27 protein-coding genes are annotated in these 20,593 nt (G+C 45.9%); 21 read left to right on the top strand and 6 right to left on the bottom strand.

Annotation, left to right across the window (positions count from 1 at the left end):
* A partial coding sequence (locus tag BUB67_RS12250) for an ATP-binding protein (RefSeq protein WP_159431840.1) occupies window positions 1-156 on the top strand: 156 nt, incomplete at its 5' end.
* Between the two features lie 325 nt (window positions 157-481).
* Window positions 482-1,018 carry a Cthe_2314 family HEPN domain-containing protein gene (locus BUB67_RS12245; protein WP_073239708.1) on the top strand — a complete coding sequence of 179 codons (537 nt, stop codon included), beginning with the start codon at window positions 482-484 and terminating at the stop codon, window positions 1,016-1,018.
* Between the two features lie 564 nt (window positions 1,019-1,582).
* Here BUB67_RS12245 and BUB67_RS12240 read toward each other — a convergent pair.
* Both BUB67_RS12240 and BUB67_RS12235 read right to left on the bottom strand, forming a co-directional pair.
* A complete protein-coding gene (locus BUB67_RS12240) occupies window positions 1,583-1,849 on the bottom strand; it encodes a HepT-like ribonuclease domain-containing protein (RefSeq protein ID WP_238457047.1) in 267 nt (88 codons plus the stop codon).
* A gap of 74 nt (window positions 1,850-1,923) precedes the next feature.
* The gene (locus BUB67_RS12235) at window positions 1,924-2,205 is read right to left on the bottom strand and encodes a nucleotidyltransferase family protein (RefSeq protein WP_073239716.1); all 282 of its coding nucleotides are present in this window, start codon (window positions 2,203-2,205) and stop codon (window positions 1,924-1,926) included.
* 237 nt (window positions 2,206-2,442) lie between these two features.
* Between BUB67_RS12235 and tnpA the strand changes: the two genes are divergently transcribed.
* Together tnpA and BUB67_RS12225 are read left to right on the top strand one after the other, a co-directional pair.
* Window positions 2,443-2,841: an IS200/IS605 family transposase gene (gene tnpA / locus BUB67_RS12230; RefSeq protein WP_073239707.1), complete on the top strand. Its 399-nt coding sequence runs from the start codon at window positions 2,443-2,445 to the stop codon at window positions 2,839-2,841.
* On the top strand, window positions 2,838-4,121 hold the full coding sequence (locus tag BUB67_RS12225) for an RNA-guided endonuclease InsQ/TnpB family protein (protein ID WP_084127730.1): 1,284 nt from the start codon (window positions 2,838-2,840) through the stop codon (window positions 4,119-4,121). The genes tnpA and BUB67_RS12225 overlap by 4 nt, the downstream gene beginning before the upstream one ends.
* A 156-nt stretch (window positions 4,122-4,277) precedes the next feature.
* Here BUB67_RS12225 and BUB67_RS12220 read toward each other — a convergent pair whose 3' ends face one another.
* The 4 genes from BUB67_RS12220 to fliW all read right to left on the bottom strand — a co-directional run bounded on the left by BUB67_RS12220 (window position 4,278) and on the right by fliW (window position 6,329).
* A complete protein-coding gene (locus BUB67_RS12220; protein WP_084127729.1) occupies window positions 4,278-4,670 on the bottom strand; it encodes a nucleotidyltransferase substrate binding protein in 393 nt (130 codons plus the stop codon).
* On the bottom strand, window positions 4,634-5,062 hold the full coding sequence (locus BUB67_RS12215) for a nucleotidyltransferase domain-containing protein (RefSeq protein WP_073239706.1): 429 nt from the start codon (window positions 5,060-5,062) through the stop codon (window positions 4,634-4,636). Before BUB67_RS12215 ends, BUB67_RS12220 begins: the two co-directional genes overlap by 37 nt.
* Window positions 5,063-5,658: 596 nt before the next feature.
* Window positions 5,659-5,907: a carbon storage regulator CsrA gene (csrA, locus tag BUB67_RS12205; RefSeq protein WP_073239704.1), complete on the bottom strand. Its 249-nt coding sequence runs from the start codon at window positions 5,905-5,907 to the stop codon at window positions 5,659-5,661.
* Window positions 5,907-6,329 carry a flagellar assembly protein FliW gene (gene fliW / locus BUB67_RS12200; protein ID WP_073239703.1) on the bottom strand — a complete coding sequence of 141 codons (423 nt, stop codon included), beginning with the start codon at window positions 6,327-6,329 and terminating at the stop codon, window positions 5,907-5,909. Before fliW ends, csrA begins: the two co-directional genes overlap by 1 nt.
* 128 nt (window positions 6,330-6,457) lie before the next feature.
* Here fliW and BUB67_RS12195 point away from each other — a divergent pair, with 128 nt between their 5' ends.
* The 17 genes from BUB67_RS12195 to flgF all read left to right on the top strand — a co-directional run bounded on the left by BUB67_RS12195 (window position 6,458) and on the right by flgF (window position 20,570).
* A complete protein-coding gene (locus BUB67_RS12195; RefSeq protein ID WP_073239702.1) occupies window positions 6,458-8,011 on the top strand; it encodes a flagellar hook-associated protein 2 in 1,554 nt (517 codons plus the stop codon).
* A 27-nt stretch (window positions 8,012-8,038) separates the two neighbouring features.
* Window positions 8,039-8,431, top strand: coding sequence for a flagellar export chaperone FliS (fliS, locus tag BUB67_RS12190; protein WP_073239701.1), 393 nt, complete (start codon window positions 8,039-8,041; stop codon window positions 8,429-8,431).
* A gap of 4 nt (window positions 8,432-8,435) precedes the next feature.
* Complete coding sequence (gene flgN / locus BUB67_RS12185) at window positions 8,436-8,861, top strand: flagellar export chaperone FlgN (protein ID WP_073239700.1); 426 nt, start codon at window positions 8,436-8,438, stop codon at window positions 8,859-8,861.
* Between the two features lie 24 nt (window positions 8,862-8,885).
* Window positions 8,886-9,269, top strand: a complete 384-nt coding sequence (locus BUB67_RS12180) for a flagellar protein FlaG (RefSeq protein WP_073239699.1) — start codon at window positions 8,886-8,888, stop codon at window positions 9,267-9,269.
* A gap of 123 nt (window positions 9,270-9,392) precedes the next feature.
* Entirely contained in the window at window positions 9,393-10,499 is a 1,107-nt protein-coding gene (locus tag BUB67_RS12175) for a DegT/DnrJ/EryC1/StrS family aminotransferase (RefSeq protein WP_073239698.1), read from the top strand.
* Between the two features lie 377 nt (window positions 10,500-10,876).
* A complete protein-coding gene (gene flgB, locus BUB67_RS12170; RefSeq protein WP_073239697.1) occupies window positions 10,877-11,275 on the top strand; it encodes a flagellar basal body rod protein FlgB in 399 nt (132 codons plus the stop codon).
* 6 nt (window positions 11,276-11,281) lie between these two features.
* Window positions 11,282-11,719 (top strand): flagellar basal body rod protein FlgC, encoded by a 438-nt coding sequence (flgC, locus tag BUB67_RS12165; RefSeq protein WP_073239696.1) that lies wholly within the window; start codon window positions 11,282-11,284, stop codon window positions 11,717-11,719.
* Between the two features lie 13 nt (window positions 11,720-11,732).
* Entirely contained in the window at window positions 11,733-12,023 is a 291-nt protein-coding gene (gene fliE, locus BUB67_RS12160; RefSeq protein ID WP_073239695.1) for a flagellar hook-basal body complex protein FliE, read from the top strand.
* 19 nt (window positions 12,024-12,042) lie between these two features.
* Window positions 12,043-13,590: a flagellar basal-body MS-ring/collar protein FliF gene (gene fliF, locus BUB67_RS12155; protein ID WP_073239694.1), complete on the top strand. Its 1,548-nt coding sequence runs from the start codon at window positions 12,043-12,045 to the stop codon at window positions 13,588-13,590.
* A 12-nt stretch (window positions 13,591-13,602) separates the two neighbouring features.
* Window positions 13,603-14,613 (top strand): flagellar motor switch protein FliG, encoded by a 1,011-nt coding sequence (gene fliG / locus BUB67_RS12150; protein WP_073239693.1) that lies wholly within the window; start codon window positions 13,603-13,605, stop codon window positions 14,611-14,613.
* Window positions 14,606-15,313: a FliH/SctL family protein gene (locus tag BUB67_RS12145; protein ID WP_073239692.1), complete on the top strand. Its 708-nt coding sequence runs from the start codon at window positions 14,606-14,608 to the stop codon at window positions 15,311-15,313. Before fliG ends, BUB67_RS12145 begins: the two co-directional genes overlap by 8 nt.
* Before the next feature lie 4 nt (window positions 15,314-15,317).
* Window positions 15,318-16,649: a flagellar protein export ATPase FliI gene (gene fliI, locus BUB67_RS12140; protein ID WP_073239691.1), complete on the top strand. Its 1,332-nt coding sequence runs from the start codon at window positions 15,318-15,320 to the stop codon at window positions 16,647-16,649.
* Window positions 16,650-16,651: 2 nt separating this feature from the next.
* Window positions 16,652-17,086: a flagellar export protein FliJ gene (gene fliJ, locus BUB67_RS12135; protein ID WP_073239690.1), complete on the top strand. Its 435-nt coding sequence runs from the start codon at window positions 16,652-16,654 to the stop codon at window positions 17,084-17,086.
* A gap of 36 nt (window positions 17,087-17,122) precedes the next feature.
* Entirely contained in the window at window positions 17,123-18,862 is a 1,740-nt protein-coding gene (locus tag BUB67_RS12130; RefSeq protein ID WP_073239689.1) for a flagellar hook-length control protein FliK, read from the top strand.
* Between the two features lie 14 nt (window positions 18,863-18,876).
* The gene (locus BUB67_RS12125) at window positions 18,877-19,299 is read left to right on the top strand and encodes a flagellar hook capping FlgD N-terminal domain-containing protein (RefSeq protein ID WP_073239688.1); all 423 of its coding nucleotides are present in this window, start codon (window positions 18,877-18,879) and stop codon (window positions 19,297-19,299) included.
* Window positions 19,286-19,693, top strand: coding sequence for a TIGR02530 family flagellar biosynthesis protein (locus BUB67_RS12120; RefSeq protein WP_084127726.1), 408 nt, complete (start codon window positions 19,286-19,288; stop codon window positions 19,691-19,693). Before BUB67_RS12125 ends, BUB67_RS12120 begins: the two co-directional genes overlap by 14 nt.
* 85 nt (window positions 19,694-19,778) lie before the next feature.
* Window positions 19,779-20,570 carry a flagellar basal-body rod protein FlgF gene (flgF, locus tag BUB67_RS12115; RefSeq protein WP_073239712.1) on the top strand — a complete coding sequence of 264 codons (792 nt, stop codon included), beginning with the start codon at window positions 19,779-19,781 and terminating at the stop codon, window positions 20,568-20,570.
* The last annotated feature ends 23 nt before the right edge of the window (window positions 20,571-20,593 follow it).

Here is a 20,593-nt window from a genome sequence, read left to right as displayed (position 1 = left end):
ATTATTACAACGAACCTTGAATTCAGCCGATGGAACGGTATCTTTTATGATGAAATTATGACTGCGGCAATTATAGATCGGCTTATCCATCATAGTCATTTACTGATGTTCACCGGTCCCAGTCACCGGCTTATAGATTCGCCCATAAATTCTTAAATTACGGAGGTGCTTTGTTATAGAGTTTTTTAAATTATGTTTTTTGGTGGGCCTCTGAGGTAAGTACCTCAGAGCAGGAGGCGCCGAAGGGTAGCCTTGACAGACGGGTGCCCTGCGCGTGGTATAATTGACAGTCCGACGGGATATGTAATCTATCATGTTTCCCGGAGCCGCCCCGTCGGTGCTGCTAAATAACCACGCGCAGGGTGGATGTCAAGGCCGCCGGACTATCTTTGAAAGTAAAATGTTCAGGTCAGGATGCTAAACCACCCTACCATTAGATGGTAAATATGGGAGCAGGGGTGCTCTAAAAATTAACTTCCGTTTGCTGCATTTTTATCTTGCCAAACACAATGAAGGGTTGTATCACAAAAACCCTTCAGAAGCATTCTACGAACCACATGTATCTTACTTTATTGATAGTGCTGCTGACCGGGCTTTTTCACTGGCAGAGAAGTTGGCACAACTGGTTAATGTCTATAAGGAGCTTAACCTGGCTGAGGCATTTAAAAGGGGACAAGAGGCTGTAAGTTTCAAGAAAGTTGTTGAAAGATTAGATAATGTGGATAGGTTTAAAAAAATACTTGCTCCTTTAGAATCTTCGCTACATGCATTTGACCAATTACGTCACGGTCATACCCACCGATTTGATCCTGAGATTACCCGATGGGAAGTTAAAAAAGTAGCACCTGGTATTAAGAACGGAAAGGATCCTGTAACTGTAATTATGTATGGAATTAATGAAAAAGCACTTCCTGAACCACCTATAAAACAGTTAGAAAAATGCTTAGCTGTTCAAGTCGCCTTTAATAAAGCATTGCAAGATATCTTGTTTGAGATTGAGAAAGACCTTCATCCGTAATCGTATTAGTTATAGCCAGGACCCATCAGGGGACTGGCTATAACTAACAAAAGGGGACTGCCCCTTCACAAAAAATGAATCTAATGAATCAAGGGGACGGTTCTCTTGAGTCTATACTACATTACCAAAAGGTGCCTGCCGCTACTAAACCAAGTATAAGTGCTTTTTGGGTTCATTTTCTAACCTGAAAAATTGTTTTTCATCCCCTGACGGTGTCGCACTTGCGACATAGGGGTCTAAATGGCAGTTTTAATGAAATTCTTCCCTGGCTGGTTGTAATAGATCGAAGGAATTCTTGGCGCGTTTGGCTTAATTTAAACAGCGAAGTGAGGAAAAAGAGATGAACGAGCGATATGAAATCATCAGTAGGATGCTGGAGCTGGCGGGGACCTGCCAGTAAATCAAGGGGACGGTTCTCTTGAGTCTATATGTTCGTCACGAGCAAATGACCCGAACAAATAAGCGTGTTTTACACCGTAAGTTTACAACGAAGATTACCTGAAGCTAGTTTGGGCGGCACAGAGGATGGCAGTTCTGGAAGAAATCGAGGTCGTTTTAGGTTAATCATTGCCTCTCTGCTATTATTCGATTAATCACCGGCAGCAGTGCAGGTAAGGATTGACGTATTGTTACCCAGACAATCTTAAGTTCAACGCGAAAATATTCATGCACCATGATATTACGCATGCCTTTCATTTCAAACCACGGAACTTCTGGATACGCGGACAGAATGTCATCAGGAATGCGGCTTGCTGCTTCCCCTATGATTTCAAAGTTTCTAATTACGGCATCTATTACCATGCTATTTGCAGCAAATTCTTTAAAAGTCAAATTTGCGGTATACTACTGCAGAATCTTTTCAATTGATTCAAAGATATCGTTGAGGTATAGGAGTGCATCTCTTGTCATATATACAAGACCTCCTGAAGAATTCGGTCTTTTATTTCGGGTTTTAATGCTTCCGGCGTAACTAGGTCCACTTTTCGCCCAAGAATTTCTGACAAATGATACTGCAATCTGATAAAATGAAACAGATCCACGTTGTCACTAAATTCCACTAGTATATCTACATCGCTCGATTCATTAGCTTCGCCCCTTGCAAATGAGCCGAAAATTCCGAGACTGGAAACCCGATAAGCATTACGCAGTTCTGACATATTCTCTAATATGCATTCCGTTGGATTCATAAACAATTCCTCCATCTTAATTTCCACTAAAATTTGGTATATGTTAAAAATATCATTGTCATTAACGTAAGTCAAGAATTTTGCTCGGCTCGGGGGAACCAGGCTCAAGGTAATCCCTGGCACTTTACAAAATCCGCGCGGGAAAGCCCACGGCTTCAGCCGTGGGATGAAAGCGCGGCTTATATATTTTCCCGAACATTTGTTGCGTCTTTGTTCCAAAACAGCTATAATATAGCTATGGAGCAAAAATATAGACACAAACACACGTCCGTATCGCTGGTAAACTACCACTTCATATGGTGCCCGCGCTACCGGCGCAAGGTGCTGGTCGGCCCCGTCGAAACCAGGCTCAGAGAACTGATCAGGGAGGTAGCCGAGAAGTTAGAGTTGGAAATCCTGGCCCTGGAGATCATGCCGGACCACCTGCACCTGTTTGTCAATGCGCCCCCTACATTGGCACCGCATGAAATAGTAGCACGGTTCAAGGGTACATCCTCGCACCATCTCCGTCGGGAGTTTGACCATATCGCACGGATGCCGTCCATGTGGACGCGGAGCTATTTTGTTTCTACTGCCGGCAACATTTCCTCCGACACCATTCGCAAGTACATCGAAATGCAGAAGAAAAGGGGGTGATTGAACTGGCACGCAAAAAAAAGTCTAGCAGCAATGTACCGATGCAGACCCTTACGGCCAGAATAAAAGTATTGAACCTTTCTGACCAAGATGCCTTGCTCTTGGGGCTTTTAGGTTTTTTCGCTACAAAGCTGTGGAATGTGGCCAACCACCATCGGTGCATTGTCTGGGACGAAACTGGCAAGATACCTGGCTTTGCGGAGCAGTGTCGGGAACTCAAAGGCAACCGCTGGTACAAGCTCCTGCCGTCCCAGTCCGCTCAGGAAGTCCTGGGTGAACAGGACGACTCCTACCGTTCATGGTACTCTCACCGGAAGAACGGCGACAAAAAGGCCCGCCCGCCGGGGTTCAGGAAGAAAGATATGCTCAGCACGGTAACTTTTAAGCAGAAAGCTTTTGAAATACTGCCAGACAACCGGGCGAAGCTGAAACTGCCCAAGACATACGGCAGGTGGGAAATCATACTGGAATACCAGCTTCCGCCAGACACCGCCCTGGGTAAGGTACAGCAGGTCAAGCTGGTGTACAAACATAAAACCGGAGACTGGTATCTGCACATCACCCACAAGGTCCCAATCAAGTATCGCGAAACCGGAAACATCATGTCCCTTGACCTGGGTATCGTGAACATTGTGGCCGGGTTAATCACCGACGGTTTTTCTTTCACCGTGCCGGGCGGGGAACTTTTGGCTATTGACCGGTATTTTCAGAAGGAGAAGGCCAAATGCACCAAATCCACCAGCAAAAAATGCGTCGAGCTTAACGTCAAGTGGGGCAGGCAGCATAACCACTATCTACATGTGCTAACTAAATGGCTAGTTAACCTGGCGATAACTCACAACGTCTTTACCATCGCAGTCGGCGAATTAAAAGGTATTCGCACGGACAAGAACTGGGGAGATGTGGGCAACCAGAAGCTCCACGCCTGGCCGTTTAGTAAGATAATCAGCCTGCTCACTTATAAGGCGGCGCTGGCCGGTATCCGGGTGGTAAAGGTTTCTGAAAAGAACACCAGCACTACTTGCCCAGTATGCAGTAAGAGGGTCAAAAAAGCCCGTGTGCACCGGGGACTGTTCATCCACTGCAAACAAGCTTTCAACGCTGACTTAGTTGGCGCGTATAACATTTTGCGAAGATATCTCCGTGAGACCGGACTAGGGTCCTGCCTGGACTGGTCGGGAGTAGTGGGCGCACTGGCACGCCCTGCGGTCAACCTGTTCGTGTGGAGAAAAACCACACCGCTAGGCCGTGGACAGGGGACGTTCAAACAGGCCTCCTAAGCCTGTTCTGAGCAGCCGCAAAATATAAAACCGTTTGTACCACGGCTCCGTGGAACCCCACGGGCTTCAGCCGTGGGAGGATGTCAGCGCCGGTAGAACAAATTGACAAATCCTAGTCGCCGATATTTAACCTCACTATCGGGAAGCCTTGGAGGCTTATCTGCTTTTTGCCAAAATTTTAAGGACTTTGCGAATTTCTTCCGGTAACCGATTGGCGCTCTCATAGACCTGATTGGCAATATCCGGGTCGTAAGTATGAGAAGTCATATTACGGTCTTCCAGCATTTCAAACCAGATATCAATGTCATCAATATATCCGGTTTCAAATGCGGCCCGGATTGTCTGACGAGGGGAGTTTACATCGATGCCATCTATTTTTAATGCTTTTTTTAATAGCTTCCAGGATAATTCAAAGCAATATTCAAAACGCTGAATGGTTGCATCCCTGATTATAACAGAAAAAGGTTGTTCTAATATTTCATCCAGTGTAGCCAATGCTCTTTCCAGGCGGCTTATGTGAAAAGCGAGTTCTTCTTTTTTTGTTTCCATATCTCAATACCTCCTTTTAAGGCAATGCGTACAAAGTCCGGGGCAAGGCTGGAGAAGTCAACCAAATCAACCCGTGCTGGGATTGGCATTTCCTCTAATTGTTCTTTTAAGTTTGACAGTATGTGGGCAGGAATTTTTTTTTCGGTATAATACCCAATATCATAATCTGACTTTGGATGTGCTGTTCTGGCTGCGCGGGAACCAAACAAAAAAATATCAGCATCTATATGCGAAAATGCCCGCAAGATACATTGCTTAATTGCTTCCTGTTCATGATAAACAGTTATACCGTCTTCAGCCAGTACCCGATAGCCAAGTTTTTTCCATGGCCGCCATTCCTGTCGGCGCAACACCGGGTTTGTGGTAGAAAGACGAATAAACGGCGTAGTCAAGGCAAATTCCCCCCTCACTGTATATTATAACACAATATACCACCATCCGAATCAAGGGGACGGTTCTCTTGAGTCGGGGTTAAGGTAAATGATTAACGGTTACCCCGTATACCAGGTACTGTATTTGTGAAGATTTTTATCGAAGTGGAAGATAGCCTAATATAAATTAGGTTTGCATTATTGCATTTTATAGAGCTAGTACATCGTTAGGTAAATGACATCCGCCACCCAAAGATATCTCTTTTTCGCTTCTTCTTCTCACAGGGATTTATCATATAATACAAAGGAACAACCATTAATTTACATTTGGCAAACACCCTGGCGGCTAAGTGGGTGCAGATGTTCTGGGCTGCTTCAATGGCTAAGATAAGTTGGTATTTTGCGGCGGACATGATTACCTTGGAATCAAGTGAATCAATTAATTATCCAAAAGCGCCCGGCGCTTTCCTGAGACAAAGAGTGCGAAATTTTAAATAAGGGGATATTTTTTCTGTCAGGTACTGCTTGATCGTTAAAATTGTTTTCTCATCAACGTACATGATTAAACATTCCGTTAAAGCCAGGTTTGTTGGCTTTTAAGGGGATCATATTCATCATTATTGTACCTCCCTCCGTATGCTTTCTTTACCCAGCAGTTTGTTAATTTCTAGCATATTTACCTGGTAAGAAGCAGCCTGTTTGTTTTCCTGCTGAATGGCATTCAGCACTTCGCTGCGAAAGATCTGTATATTTTTAGGGGCATCAATGCCAATTTTGATTGTTTCACCAGAAACATCCAGGATGGTTACAATGATATTGTCTCCTATATGGATAGCTTCATTTTTTTTCCTCGAAAGTATCAGCATCATTGCCCCACCTTTCCCTGCAGCAGGTTTTTTAAGGGTTCCCGCAATTGCCAGGTTGGCTCGTTCAAAACCACCTGCATACCTTTCAGGCCGCGCACATTGATGACCACCGGGGCCTGCAGGTTAACGGTGGCGTTATCCAGACCTTCCCGCGCATTAACGACATTAAAAACTGCCACATCGGACAGTTCCTTTATCTCCAGCACTTCCTGAACCGGCTCCGGCAGGTTAAATTCATAGGCCTTGGTAATTTCAAAGGGGTTGATTAATAAAAAACAAATATCAGCTTGTTGGGCTGCCTGCAGGTAATAAAAGGGACTGTCGGCAAAGGGCTTGGAAATAAAAAATTCCTTCAAGTTTTCAAATCCTGGTATGCCCTGCTCAAAGATTATTTTAACACCGCAGATGGCTGTTTGATCCACTTTTAATGGCCTCCTTGTTGTTTTCGATTACTTATTTAATTCTTTTAATTCTAATGTAACACAATATGCTCAAGATTCACAGCAAACAGCCGAATTTATCTGTAGGAAATTCTGAAAGGCGGGATACTATGTCTTCCAATTTGCGGATTGGCGGCTTAGCCTCCGGTTTGGATATAGACCAGATGGTCAGCGACTTGATGAAGGTTCAGCGCATGAAGGTAGACAAAATTAAACAGAACAAACAAATTGCCGAGTGGCAGCGGGATGATTACCGGGATATAAACAATTCCCTCCGTTCTTTGCGGGATAATGTTTTTAACATGAAACTGCAGGGAACCTATTTAGTGAAAAAGGCTTCCTCCTCCAATGAAAGTATTGTCAAAGCTACCGCTACTTCATCGGCTGTGCCGGGAAATTATACTCTGAAAGTTATCTCTTTAGCCAGTACCGCTAAATTGAACAGTTCGGAGGATGTAGCGTTTAATAAAGATGCAACAAACTTAAAGGATCAGCTTTCTCTAAGTTATGGGGGTATTATCAAGTTTAAGGTAAATGGCAGTAAGGAAATTGAGGTTGACGTTGATAACGAGACCATTGATTCCTTAATTTCCAAAATAAATGCTGCCAAAATGAGCGATGACAAAACCAGCGCCGGGGTTACCGCTTTTTTTGATAAAACAATTAACCGTATGTTTGTTTTTTCTAGTTCCACCGGCGCCAATCAAAAGATTGACTTTGATGCAGTGGCGGGTTTCGAAACGCAAATAAATGAATTATTTGGCGACAAACTAAAGCTGGATAAAAACGGTGACCCCGTAGATGGGTTTGATTGGGGATCTGAAGTAACAGGCACCAACGCTGAATTTGTTTTTAACGGAGTGACCGTAACGACACAAACCAGCAACCAGTTTTCATTAGCCGGCATTAATTTTACCTTAACCGGCACATCGACCACCGAGACCGTTAACATCAATGTCACCAATGACACAGATGCGGTATTTAACTCCATTAAATCCTTTATCGACCTTTACAATGCCACCCTGGATAAAATTAACAGTAAACTCAGTGAGGAACGTTACAGGGATTACCTGCCTTTAACCGATGAGCAAAGGGAACAGCTAAGTGATGACCAGGAAAAGAAGTGGGAAGAGAAAGCCAAGAGCGGTTTGTTAAAAAACGATTCCCTGTTATCCGGTATAGTGAGTAAGATGCGCAGCACTATGACGTCACTAGTATCCGGGGTAAGCAATTCCAAGTACGATACTTTGGCTGAGATAGGTATTAAGACTTTGAGTTATTCCGAAAAGGGTAAGTTGTATATTGATGAAACCAAACTAAAAGAAGCTTTAGCGGCAGATCCTAAAGCTGTTATGGAGCTATTTACCAATTCTTCAGATACTTATAGCAATAAGGGACTGGCTGTGCGTCTGTACGATGAATTAACAAATGCCATCAATACCATCAAGGACAAAGCCGGTTCTTCCTCCGGTTACAGTCTGGTTGACAACAGCATATTGGGTAAAAAAATCAGCGGATTGGATAAAGAAATAGCTTCCTGGCAGGATAGACTAAAAACCATTGAAAACAGCTATTGGAAAAAGTTCACTGCTTTAGAAAAGGCCATTAACCAGATGAACAGCCAGAGCGCCTGGCTGGCCCAGCAGTTCGGCGGAAAAGCATAAAAAATAGAAAATCGGAGGGAAAGCGGTATGATTGCCAAAGATCCATATAAAAGCTACCAGCAAAATGCCATTTTAAGCGCTGGCCCGGAAGAATTAACCACCATGCTCTATAATCGCTTGGTGAAGGATTTGAAGCTGGCCCAAGAGGCCGTTGATAAAAAGGATATCCAGTCGGCCCATCAGGCAATTATCCATGCCCAGGATATTATTGCTCATTTAATGAATACCCTGGACACAAGGTATGAAGTGGGTCAAAATTTAAATCTCATGTATGATTATATGAACCGTCGTTTACTGGAGGCTAATCTAAAAAAGGATAAAGAAATTCTCCAGGAAATTACCGGTTATGCCGAAGAAATCAGAGATACCTGGGTGCAGGCTGTCAAGCAGGTAAAGACCGGCGCTTCAGTTGGGAGTTAGTACAGTGGAGCAATTATCAGAACTATACAACCAGAAAAAACTTAAACTGCAGAAAATACTGGATCTTACACTCCAGCAGGCTGAGACAATTAAAAATCAAGATATAGATAAATTGACACAACTATTGAACGCAAGGCAATTGGTGATGGATGAGGTTGACCAGACAGACCGGCAAATTAACTTGGCCCAAGAGCAGTTGTCGGAGCCCTTTGCCAACAAAGAACAGCCGGCGGCTTTGCAAGCAGAAATAAACCATTTACTGAAGCAAATTATTGCTCAGGACGAAGAAAATAAAGCCAACCTTGATCGTGAGTTTATGAACGTTAAACAAAAACTTAAGGATTTAACGGGTAGTAAAGCAATGCGGCAGGCCTATGGACCCGCGCAGCAACCGCAGAGGTTTGGCTATTTTATTGATAAGAAAAAATAAGCTGGTGCGGGAGGTGAGGAAGCAATGTTGGAGGGGATCGGCTCGGTGGTTAAAGTTCAGGATTATATGCAACGTCCTGTGTACAAAGAGCAAATGTCCACACAGGAAGCCGATAGAGCAGATACTCCTGCTAATAAAGATGAGGATGTTACGTCGGGTATCCAGGCGAAACAGCAGGAATTAAACCCGGATCAAGTGCAGCAGGCCGTAAACAAAATGAACAAGACCATGGAAACTTATAATACGGAGTTGCGCTTTCAGCTGCACGAGAAGAGCGGCGAGTATATCGTTAAAATCATCAATACCAAGGATCATTCTGTAATCAGGGAGATTCCGCCGGAAAGAGTGCTTAATATGGTAGCTTATTTTAAAGAAATGCTGGGACTTGTGGTGGATAAATTTGCCTGAACAGCGTATTACAGGCCTGCCTGCTTGTTTGGGGCAGGCTCTGATATTTTTATCGACAATACAGGCCCAATTTTGGTATATAATAAAATCTGACAATCTCTACAAAATAAGGAGCCAATCTAAATGAACAACAGAGAGCAAAAGGTCAGAGAATTTGAAACCGCCTTTGCCAACTATATTGGCGCCAAATACGCGGTGGCTGTTGCCAACAGTACGGCGGCCCTGCATGCTGCGCTGTATGCCGCCGGGGTTAGCCATAAAGACGAGGTGATTTTGTCCCCCCTGGCTCACCCGGAAGTGGCCCATGCCATTCGTTACCTGGATGGTGTGCCTATCTATACAGATGTAGATCCCCAAACCGGCTGCCTGGATCCCGCAGCGGTAAAGTGGCGGATTTCCGACAACACAAAAGCTGTTATTGCCACCCATTATGCCGGACAGCCCTGTGATATGGAAGGGTTTAAAAAACTCATAGAAGGCAAGGACATTGTCCTTATTGAAGATGCCTCACAGGCATTGGGGGCTACATATAAGGGGCTGAAAATCGGAACGGTCAGCCCTTTAACGGTTTTTGATTTTTCCCACCCCCAGGGTGTCTGTACAGAACTGGGCGGTATGGTGGTAACAAATTCAGAGGAATATTATCACTGGCTAACATTGTTCCGTGATACCGGGATGAAGTTGGATAAGGAAGCGCTGGTGAAAGATGAAGGGCCCTGGCATTTTGAAGCCCAGGAAATCGGGTTTAATTACCGTATGACAAGTATGCAGGCCGAGATAGGGTTGCGGCAACTTCAGGAGGCCAATCTTATGCAAGCCCGCCGCCGGGAAATGGCGGCTGCGTATTACGAAGCACTCAAAGGAGAAGAAGGTTTGGAGTTACCGTTGCAGTGGGGTTTTGGCGAGCCGGCCTGGTATAGCTTTCCCATCTTACTGAAGGGACAAGAACTTGTGGCCAGACGCAGGCAGATCGTAGAAAAACTCTTAGAGCAGGGTATTCCGGTAGGTGTACAGTTTTATCCCATCTACCTGCATCCCATTTATCTCTGGCAGGGACACCCGGACATTTGCACCATCGAAGGACCCCTGTGCCCTCAAGCGGAGGTTTATTACAGCAGGGTAATCAATCTTCCCACGTTTCCCAATTATGATGATCAAATGATGATAAAAACAGTCCGTTTGCTCAAGGAAGCATTGGCAGCAGGGAAAACTTCCGGCACAGGACTTTAGTCCCAAGAATATTTAGACCCGAGTCTTATGGTTACATATGGACATATTAGCCTATTTTACAATAAAATTAGAAGAAATATCCCGACAAAATACTACAAATTTGATATAACAGATGATAGTGAACAAAGACAAAAAAATAAACGTCTGTACTATTATAGTACAGACGTTTTTTCAAGATTGCGAAGCTTTCTTATAAAATTTATTGCCAATCAACCCTGCGGAAGGGTTTTTTTACAACAAAGTAGAATTTTATCATATGGTGGAGTATTTTCATATTTTTTAACACTACGTCAGTATTCCCCTTAACCATTTTATCGTAATATTAACGTAAATCTTTAGTGCATAATTCAAGAAATTTGAGAACGAGGATGGATGGTATGAATATTTTTGACAGCCCCGTTATGAATGTTCTGAAAAAAGGACTGGATGCCGGCGCTTTGCGGCAGCGGGTGATTGCCAATAACGTAGCCAATCTAAATACGCCGGGCTTCAAGAAATCCTATGTCAGTTTTGAAGATCAACTCAAGGCTGCCATCAATAGCAGCGGGGCCCCCCTCAAGGGAACCCACCCGCTGCATATCGGAGTATCCGGTGCGGCAATAAAACCGGAGGTTAAGCAGGTCAAGGACACGACCATGCGTTACGACGGCAATAACGTAGATATAGACGAGGAAATGGTGAATCTGGCTGCCACCACCATTCAATATGACGTGATCAGCCAGGGGCTGATAGATCGCTATAACATTCTTGGGATCGTAATCGGCGGCAGGAGGTAATGCAGGATGGGATTATTTGATACCTTTCGCATCAGCGCTTCCGGGATGACTTCTGAGCGTTTACGGCTGGACCTGATTGCCAACAACATTGCCAACATGAACACAGCCAGCCGTCCCAATGACCCCGCCAGCCCTGTATATCGTCGAAAAGTTCCTTTGTTTGCAGAACAACTGCGGCAAACCATGGCGGCCGATGAGAAAGAACCCAGAGGGTTAGGGGTCAGGGTAAAGGCCATTGTGGAAGACCCGGCTCCCCCGAGGATCGTTAACGACCCCAATCACCCGCTGGCGGATGAACAGGGCAATGTTGCTTATCCCAACATTAACATTGTAAATGAAATGGTAGACATGATTACCGCCAGCAGGACCTATGAAGCCAATGTAACGGCCTTGAATGCAGCCAAAAGCATGGCTCTTAAGGCCCTGGAAATTTCCCGCGGGTAGGGGGTAGGAATTAATGAAAGTTTTGCCGGCGCCCATGCCGTTACCAATACTGGAGGTTATTTCTAAAGAAAAATACGCAGGAGATACCGGCTTTGCCGGGGTATTAAATGACGCCATTGCCAGGCTCAATCAGACGGAGTTAAAAGCTGATGAAGCCATGCAAAAGTTTCTGGTGGGCGAAATACAGGATATACACCAAGTTACCATTGCCATGCAGGAAGCAAAACTCACCATGCAGCTGGCGGTTGAAGTGAGAAATAAAATTGTTGAAGCTTACCAGGAAATATCTCGCATGCAGTTATAATCCCCTTTGAGGTGGTATTGTGAATTTTCGAGACCTGCTGGATAAATTAAAACAGCGGTGGCAGGAAACAAATCAAAAGAGAAAAGCCTTGATCATTCTGGTTAGTGCAGTTATCCTGGCAGGTTCAGTGTATTTGGGTACCGTTTTTATCCGCCCCGATTATGCTGTTTTATTAGGGGACTTGGAACCCAAGGATGCCGGCGAGATCGTGGCCCAGTTGGAGAGTCAAAAGATCCCATACCAGCTAACCAACCAGGGAACGACCATCCTGGTTCCCAAGGAGAAAGTGGATGAAATAAGAGTTAAGCTGGCCAGTGACGGACTACTGACAGGAGTAGACCACGGTTTTGAATTGTTCGACAAGAGTAAATTCGGGGAAACCGATTTCGAGCAGCAAATCGCTTATCAAAGGGCCCTGCAGGAGGAGCTCAGGCGCACCATCACCAAGGTGGAAGGGGTAGACCAGGCCAGAGTTCACCTGGTGATCCCGCAAAAAAGTGTCTTTCTCGAGGATGAAGGGACCGCCTCGGCCTCGGTGGTGATTAAGCTGAAACCCGGCGCCAAACTGAAGCCGGAACAGGTTAAAGGCCTGAACGATTTGATTGTGGGCAGTGTAGAAGGGCTGAAAGCCGAAAATGTACATATCATCGACACGGAAGGTAATGTATTAAACGAATTTCTGAAAGACCCCGCCGGTACAGCAGCAGGTAGTTTTACCGGAACTGCCGTAGAACGCCAGCAGCAAATCCGCCGGGCCTTTGAAAAAGAACTGGAGAACCGGGTGCAGACCATGCTGTCCAAGGTGCTGGGGCCCAATAAAGCGGTGGCCATGGTGACGGCGGAACTGGATTTTAACCAGCAGCAAACCAACACCACCGAAGTTGTGCCCGGTCCAGTTGTCAGCGAACGCAGTACCAAAGAAAGCGGTACCGACGGAAGCAGCGGCGGCATCCCCGGCTCTACCACGCAAATGCCCGGGCAGAGCATCCCCGGACAAATCTCTGCCGGTCAGAGCAGCTACCAAAAATCCGATGACATCAAGAATTACCAGCATGGCACAAGGGTAGAGTCCGTGGTACAAGCCCCCGGCAGGGTTTTAAGACTTTCCACCGCTGTGGTGCTGGACGAATCCATTAAGAATCTGGATAAAACCCAGGTGGAACGGATTGTAACCGCTGCCATAGGCTTTGACCCGCGGCGGGGCGATCAAATTACCGTTTCCTCCATGCCCTTTGACCGGAGCCTGTACGATCTGGGAGAAGATTTGGAGGCAAAGCAACAAAAGAACAAGGAACAGTTATATATGATGATTGCGGCTGCTGCAGGCGGTTTACTGCTGCTTTTATCTCTTGTGATTTTCTTTATCCGGCGCCGCAAGAAGAAGGCTGAGCCGCAAATTGAAGAAACCCTGGGTTTATCGGTAGAAGAAGCTGCGCAGCCTGCGGATGAGGAAGAACCTCAGTGGGAAATTCCTCCGCCAAAGGACAAACAGAAGCAATTAAAGAACTTGGCGGAAGAACGACCTGATGATGTGGCTTCCGTGCTGAAAGTATGGCTAAGGGAATAAGGGGTTAGAACCATGAATTACGATAAACTTACCGGCGAACAAAAAGCAGCTATATTACTTATCTCCCTGGGAGCCGATATCTCTTCCAAACTTTTAAAGCATGAATTTACCGAGGAGGAAGTTGAACGAATTACCGCCGCCATTGCTGAAATGGATAAGGTTCCTAATGACATTCAAAAACAAGTCATTGAAGAATTTATCTACTTAATTCAGGCCCGCGATTATTTGTTGAACGGCGGCGTTAACTATGCCAGGGAGTTATTGGAAAAAACCTACGGCTACCAAAAGGGCGCCGAAATACTGGAAAGAATCAGTTCCACCATGCAATCGGTTCCCTTTGGCTCCCTGCGCAAAACCGATCCCAGGCATATTTTAAGTTTTATCCGGGAGGAGCATCCCCAAACCATCGCCTTTGTTTTGTCCTATTTAAAACCCGACCAGGCGGCAGTTATCTTATCCGAGCTGGACCCGCAAATACAAAGTGAAGTTGCAAGGCGGGTGGCTATTCTGGACAGAATTTCGCCCGATGTGGCCAAAGAGGTGGAGAAGGTTCTGGAGAAGAAGCTGGCCTCGGTGGCCCAGCATGAGGAAACGGTGGTTGGGGGCATCCAGTGCCTGGTGAATATTCTCAACCGGGTAGACCGCGCTACAGAGAAAGCCATCTTTGAGCAGCTGGAGCGGGTCGACCCCAATCTCACTGAAGAAGTACGCCGTATGATGTTCATTTTTGAAGATATTGTCAAGCTGCATGATATATCTATTCAAAAGGTACTGCGTGAAGTGGATAATAAAGACCTGGCGCTGGCTATGAAAGGCGCCAACCAGGAGGTTAATAACCGTATCTACAAGAACATGTCCAAGCGTGCGGCAGACATGCTGAAGGAAGAAATTGAATACATGGGGCCTGTCCGGCTGAAGGAAGTGGAAGAGGCCCAGCAGCGCATTGTAAATGTGATCAGGCGCCTGGAAGAAGCCGGAGAAATCGTCATTTCCCGCGGTGGGGAGGATGCAATACTTGTTTAGGGTCATCAAAAGCGCTCCTGTGGATCAGGCTGATCAGGTTTTGCCGTTACGGCAGCTTTCTCTGCCGCCCTCTGAGGAAAGTGGACATCCCACCCCTGAAGAACTCCTGATGATGGCCAGGCAGCAGGCGGCAGAAATGATTGCCAGGGCCAGGCGAGAGGCAGCCGAAATCATTGAGCAAGCCCGGGCAGAGGCGGCGCTTTCGGCCCGGCAAATCAAGGAACAGGCCAGGCAAGACGGCTGGCAGGAGGGCATAACCGCTTCGGAAAAAGAGGCCGAAGAAATTCGCCGGCAGGCCCGGGAAGTGCTTTTTCAGGCGCAGGACACATTCCGACACACCCTGGAAAAAATGGAATCAGAAATTGTTGACCTGGCGGTGGATATTGCCGAACGGGTGGTCATGACTCAGCTTGCTGTTGAACCACAGACGGTGATGGAAATTGCCAGGGAATGTATGGAGCTGGTTAAGAACAGGCCCTTGGTCAATATCTATGTAAACCATGCCGATCTTGCCATTATAGAACAGGGCAAGAATCAATTGTTACAGGGGTTACCGGGGAAAGTAGAATTAAACGTCCTGGTGGATAACGGTATTAAGCCCGGGGGCTGTCGCATAGAGACAGACCAGGGGCAAGTGGATGCCACCCTGGAAACCCGGTGGCAGGAAGTATTAAAGGCGTTGTACGGCCGGGAGGAATAAACCGATGGAGGTTAAGGTTGATATTAACCTTGCTCCTTATAAAGAAAGGGTAAACAGGGCCAGAGTGATCAAACCCATTGGTAAAGTGACCCGGGTCATCGGCCTGATGATTGAGGTTCAGGGGATCATTGCCCGCATAGGCGAAGTCTGCGACATTGTGGTACAGGAGGAAGCGGAGCCTGTCAGGGCCGAAGTGGTGGGTTTCCGGGATCGGCATTCGCTGCTGATGCCCTTGGGAGAATTAAGGGGTATCTTCCCCGGCAGCGCCGTGGTTCCTACCGGCCGCAACCTTACCGTTAAAGTTGGTCATCATTTATTGGGCAAGGTTCTGGATGGCCTGGGGAGACCCATCGATGGAGCCATGGATGTTGGCCCGGGCGAAGAGTTTCCTGTGGATAACCGTCCTCCCCATCCCCTCAAAAGGCAGCGAATTCATACCGTACTGCCTACCGGGGTCCGGGCGGTGGATGGCTTGCTCACCTGCGGCAAAGGTCAGCGCATTGGTATTTTTGCCGGCAGCGGTGTAGGAAAAAGTACCCTCTTAGGGATGATTGCCCGGCATGGTAGTGCCGATGTAAACGTGATTGCGTTGATTGGCGAACGGGGCCGTGAAGTATTGGAATTCCTTGAGGAAGACCTTGGCCCCGCGGGGATGGCCCGGTCTGTTATTGTAGCAGCTACCTCCGATCAACCCGCTCTGGTCAGACTGAAAGGCGCCTTTGTGGCGACCGCCGTCGCTGAATACTTTCGCGATCAGGGTCTGGATGTCATGCTGATGATGGATTCAGTAACCCGTTTTGCCATGGCCCAGCGGGAAGTGGGCCTGGCGGTGGGCGAACCGCCGGCCACCAAGGGTTATACCCCTTCGGTCTTTGCCCTGCTGCCGAAGCTGCTGGAACGTTCCGGGATGGGGCCAAAAGGTTCCATTACCGCCTTTTATACGGTTCTGGTAGACGGGGACGACTTGAATGAACCCATTGCCGATGCCGTTAGGGGTATTTTGGACGGCCATATTGTTTTAACACGTAAACTGGCTGCCAGCAACCATTACCCGGCCATCGACATACTGCAAAGCGTCAGCCGCCTGATGCCGGATATCGCTTCCGAGGAACACAAGGTCCAGGCCGGGATCATCAGAGATTTGCTGGCAACTTACATACAGTCGGAGGACTTAATTAATATCGGGGCTTATGTTAAAGGGTCCAACCCCAAGATTGATGAAGCTATAGAGAAACATGACAGGATCATTAGCTTCCTCAAACAGTCTCCATCCGAATACAGCGGATACGAAGAGACCTTAAACCATTTAGCAGCCTTGGCGGCAGGGGGTAGATAACCTTGAAAAAGTTCCACTTCCGGCTGGAACAGGTGCTGCAGCAAAAAATCAAGCAAGAAGAACAGGCTTTGCTGGAACTGGCCAAGGCCCAGCAGGAATGCGCCAGGTGTGAGAGAGAATTAAATGAAAGCAAGGGAAAAATGCAGCAGACCATCGCCTATACTGAAAGCATCAGGCATCCCGGCGAGCATATGCAATCTTTAATTTATTTGGAGCATTTGCAAAAAAACATACAATGTCAGCAAAGACTTTTACAACGGGCCCAGGAGATAGTGCAGCTGCGCAAGGAGGCTGCTTTAAAGGCCAGACAGGAACGAATGATCTTGGAGAAGTTAAAGGAAAAACAAGTACAAGAATATAAAGAACTTGAATTCTATTTAGAGCAAAAGGAAATTGATGAATTGGCTACTTCGCGTTATATCAGAACGATTAATTAGTTGTTACATGACAACTTATGAAAGGAGGTGATATGAGTGGAAATAGGCAGGGTTATATCCCAACAGGGAACAAGTCAGGTAAACATTAGTAAGTCTATGGGAGAAGGTTTTGGCGATTTACTGCAACTACTTATGGTTTTAGATTCGGATAATGAAAACCGGCCGCCGGAGGAAAAAACAGGAACACCTATTGGAAAATGTATGTTGCGGGACGCTGTAACACAAAGTTATTTAGCTGTTTATCAGATGGTGCAGCCTCCAAACCCATACATTTCTAATGATGCTGCAGATAAAACTATGCAGCAGGATATCCTTGTTACGGTTGGGGATAACAAAGAAGAAAACTGTGTTATGCCTCTACCATATACAGAGATTCGGGTTCCATATGGCGAATTATTGTCTAATACAGTTAACGAACAAGGGGGAGAGCTTCCTACCACTAGCAACAATGATTTTGTTACAAAAGCAAGTTCCGGGATAAAAAGCAACTTGGCAGCTGTCCTGGAAGTTGATCCCGGTCTAACAGGCGATAAAAGTAATATTACTGTATCGATAGAGACTGCCCGGCAGGAACAGGCATCGGTAGCAAAGGATAATCTTCCTCAAACACAACCGATAGAGGTAGCTAGACCATTTAATCCACAGATTAGTTTACCTATGGAAGTTAATTCCTCTAATGTAACGTATGAGTTGACTGTACCCAAAAACCAACCTGTTTTAATGCAGAGGGATTATCTCTTTCCAAATGTTAAAGCCCTGAATGATTCCGGGCAGATTGCCAATGCGCAATATCAAGAGGTTCACGAACGGGTCAATGGTGGAAGTATGCTAGTCCAGTTTACCCGTCAGGATACGGGACAAGAGGAGGTTATTAATTCAGAGGGCAAGGAAACAAAGGAAATAATAGGAAACGGTAACAATTATATTTTACTACCAGTTGAAAAAATAAATAGCCGAGATAAAAGTAGCATGACTGTTAACTTACCTGATAAGGGACCATTATTAACTCCCCTGACAAGTGGCGAAGATTATCTAGCTTCCCTTGAGTCTGAGCAAAATGATCTAATATGGCAATCTCAAGCAAAGGAACAGCAACACCTCCTTAAAGAAACAAAAGCAGCATTCCAGGTGACTGTTCAACCACCCTGGACAAAGATGTCATCAACTATGGAGAAGCAAATTTCCCTGGAATCTGATAGTCGGCAGAAGGAAGATTCAATACAAAAAATAACCTTTAAACAAATTAAAGAATTGCCGAGCAGCCGTGATCCCCTACATCATCTACCAACTAGACCAGCCGAATTGGGCCAAACAATGCTACCTGTTAGGGAAGTCACTATGGCACAATTGCCGAGCCGGATAATGGAGATGGTCCGGGCAATGGTGGTGCAGCAAAGCCCCGGCGAGACCACCTTTAAGATTAAACTGCAGCCGGAGCGGCTGGGCGAAGTGACTGTTAAGTTAACATGGTCCAAAGGGGAGCTTGCTGCCCAGTTTGTTACTGCTTCAGGGTTAGCGAAGGAAGCATTGGAGTCTTCTCTGCCACAACTTAAAGAAATCCTGGCGCAACAAAATATTCGACTAAGTGAGGCTGCTGTATTTATGGGCCAGCAGGGCTGGCAAGATAATCAAAACCCGTTCGGACAGACCAGACAGGGTTACCAAACAAGGCAAACTGTTTCTGCGGGGTCATACAATCAATTTAGCGTAACTGAGGATAATGAGTCTACCGATCATTCCTTAACAGCACACACCGGGCTTAATATTATTGTGTAAGGGGGGAGAAGGCCATGGAAGTTAATCAGACCAATAACACTCTTTATTACACTGATAAAAAGCTAAGGGATCCTGTTAAAACGCTGGATAAAAATGCTTTTTTGCAAATTATGGTTGCTCAACTGAGGTACCAGGATCCCACCAATGCTATGGATAACAGCAAGTTTATCGAGCAAATGGCTCAATTTACATCTTTAGAACAAATGACCAATTTGAACACTAATATAGAAAAATTATATACATTGCAACAATTTAACCAGGCGTCCTTTTTGATTGGCTTTAAAGTAACCTTGCAAAATGGCGAACAGCTGTTGACGGGAACCGTAGAAAAAGCCACCATGGGTGAAAATGGCGTCAAGATCTGGGTGGCTGGGAATCCCTACACCTTAGAACAGGTTACTGCCGTAGAAAGGGGTACACCTGATGAGTCTAAATAATTACCCGGCGGCACCTACTGGTAGCAGGAGAATATCGCAACAGTTAAACCAAACTCAGATAAGAAAACAGGAGCGAGCTAATCAACATTATAATTGTTCTTTCAACGAACTGTTACAGCAAGAATTAGGCCGACCACAGGGAGTTAAACTATCAGCTCATGCAGAGAAAAGGCTTCAGGAAAGAAGTATTTTTCTCTCACAGGAAGATTTTACTAAGATAAGCAACGCTGTACAAAAGGCTGCCGCCAAAGGGTCCCGGGATTCACTGATACTGTACCGTGACATGGCGTTGATAACCAATATTACGAACCGTACTATAGTTACCGCAATGGATGGCAAGAGCATGGAAGAACATGTATTTACCAATATTGACAGTGCGGTCATTATTAAGTAAGTTTTACGCAGCTGGCCCGTAAGGAAGCTGCCCTACCCACTGACCGACAGAGGTGGGAAATAATAAAAAGGAGGAAATGGGCAAAATGATTCGTTCTTTATATGCTGGTGTATCGGGCATGCGCAACCACCAAACCCGCATGGATGTGGTTGGCAATAACATAGCCAATGTAAATACAACGGGTTATAAATCATCACGGGCTAATTTTCAAGATTCTTTAAGTCAATTTATTGGCACCAACCCGGTATTGGGTCAAGTCCAAGTAGGTACCGGAGTGAAAGTAGGAAGTGTAAATAATAACTTTACCCAGGGTCCCTTACAGAGCACTGGCAGGCCCCTTGACCTAGCCATCCAGGGCGATGGTTTTTTTGAATTGCAAGATGACGCCGGGCAAAAGTACTATACCAGGGAGGGTGTTTTCTTCATTGACAAAGACGGCTACCTGGTAAACTCGCAAGGATTAAAATTATGCGACACCGCAGAGGCTCCCATCCAAATCAGTATGCCCACACCTCCCAATTATATCGCTTCACTTAACATAGCTAAAAATGGAACCATTACTATAAAAGACGATACCGGAGCTGATATCAGTCCAACTAGCGCAATTGGCTTAGCAATTTTTCCTAACCCCGGTGGATTAAAGAAACAAGGGGGTAACTTATATATTGAAACTCCAGAATCTGGCTCCACCGGCGGCACACTTGCTAACCCGGGCAGCAGCAGTACCATTGAGTCAGGCTACCTGGAAATGTCCAACGTTGACTTAACCGAAGAATTTACCAACATGATCACCACCCAGCGCGGTTATCAGGCCAACGCTAGGGTCATCACGGTTTCTGACACGCTGCTGGAGGAACTTATCCAGCTCAAACGATAGTAGTATAAATAGTTAGCGGACAA

This window comes from Desulforamulus putei DSM 12395 (genome assembly GCF_900129195.1).
Classification (GTDB): Bacteria; Bacillota; Desulfotomaculia; order Desulfotomaculales; family Desulfotomaculaceae; genus Desulfotomaculum; species Desulfotomaculum putei.
The sequence above is the reverse complement of the archived record's forward strand: the minus strand, read 5'-3'. Positions and strand labels throughout refer to the sequence as shown.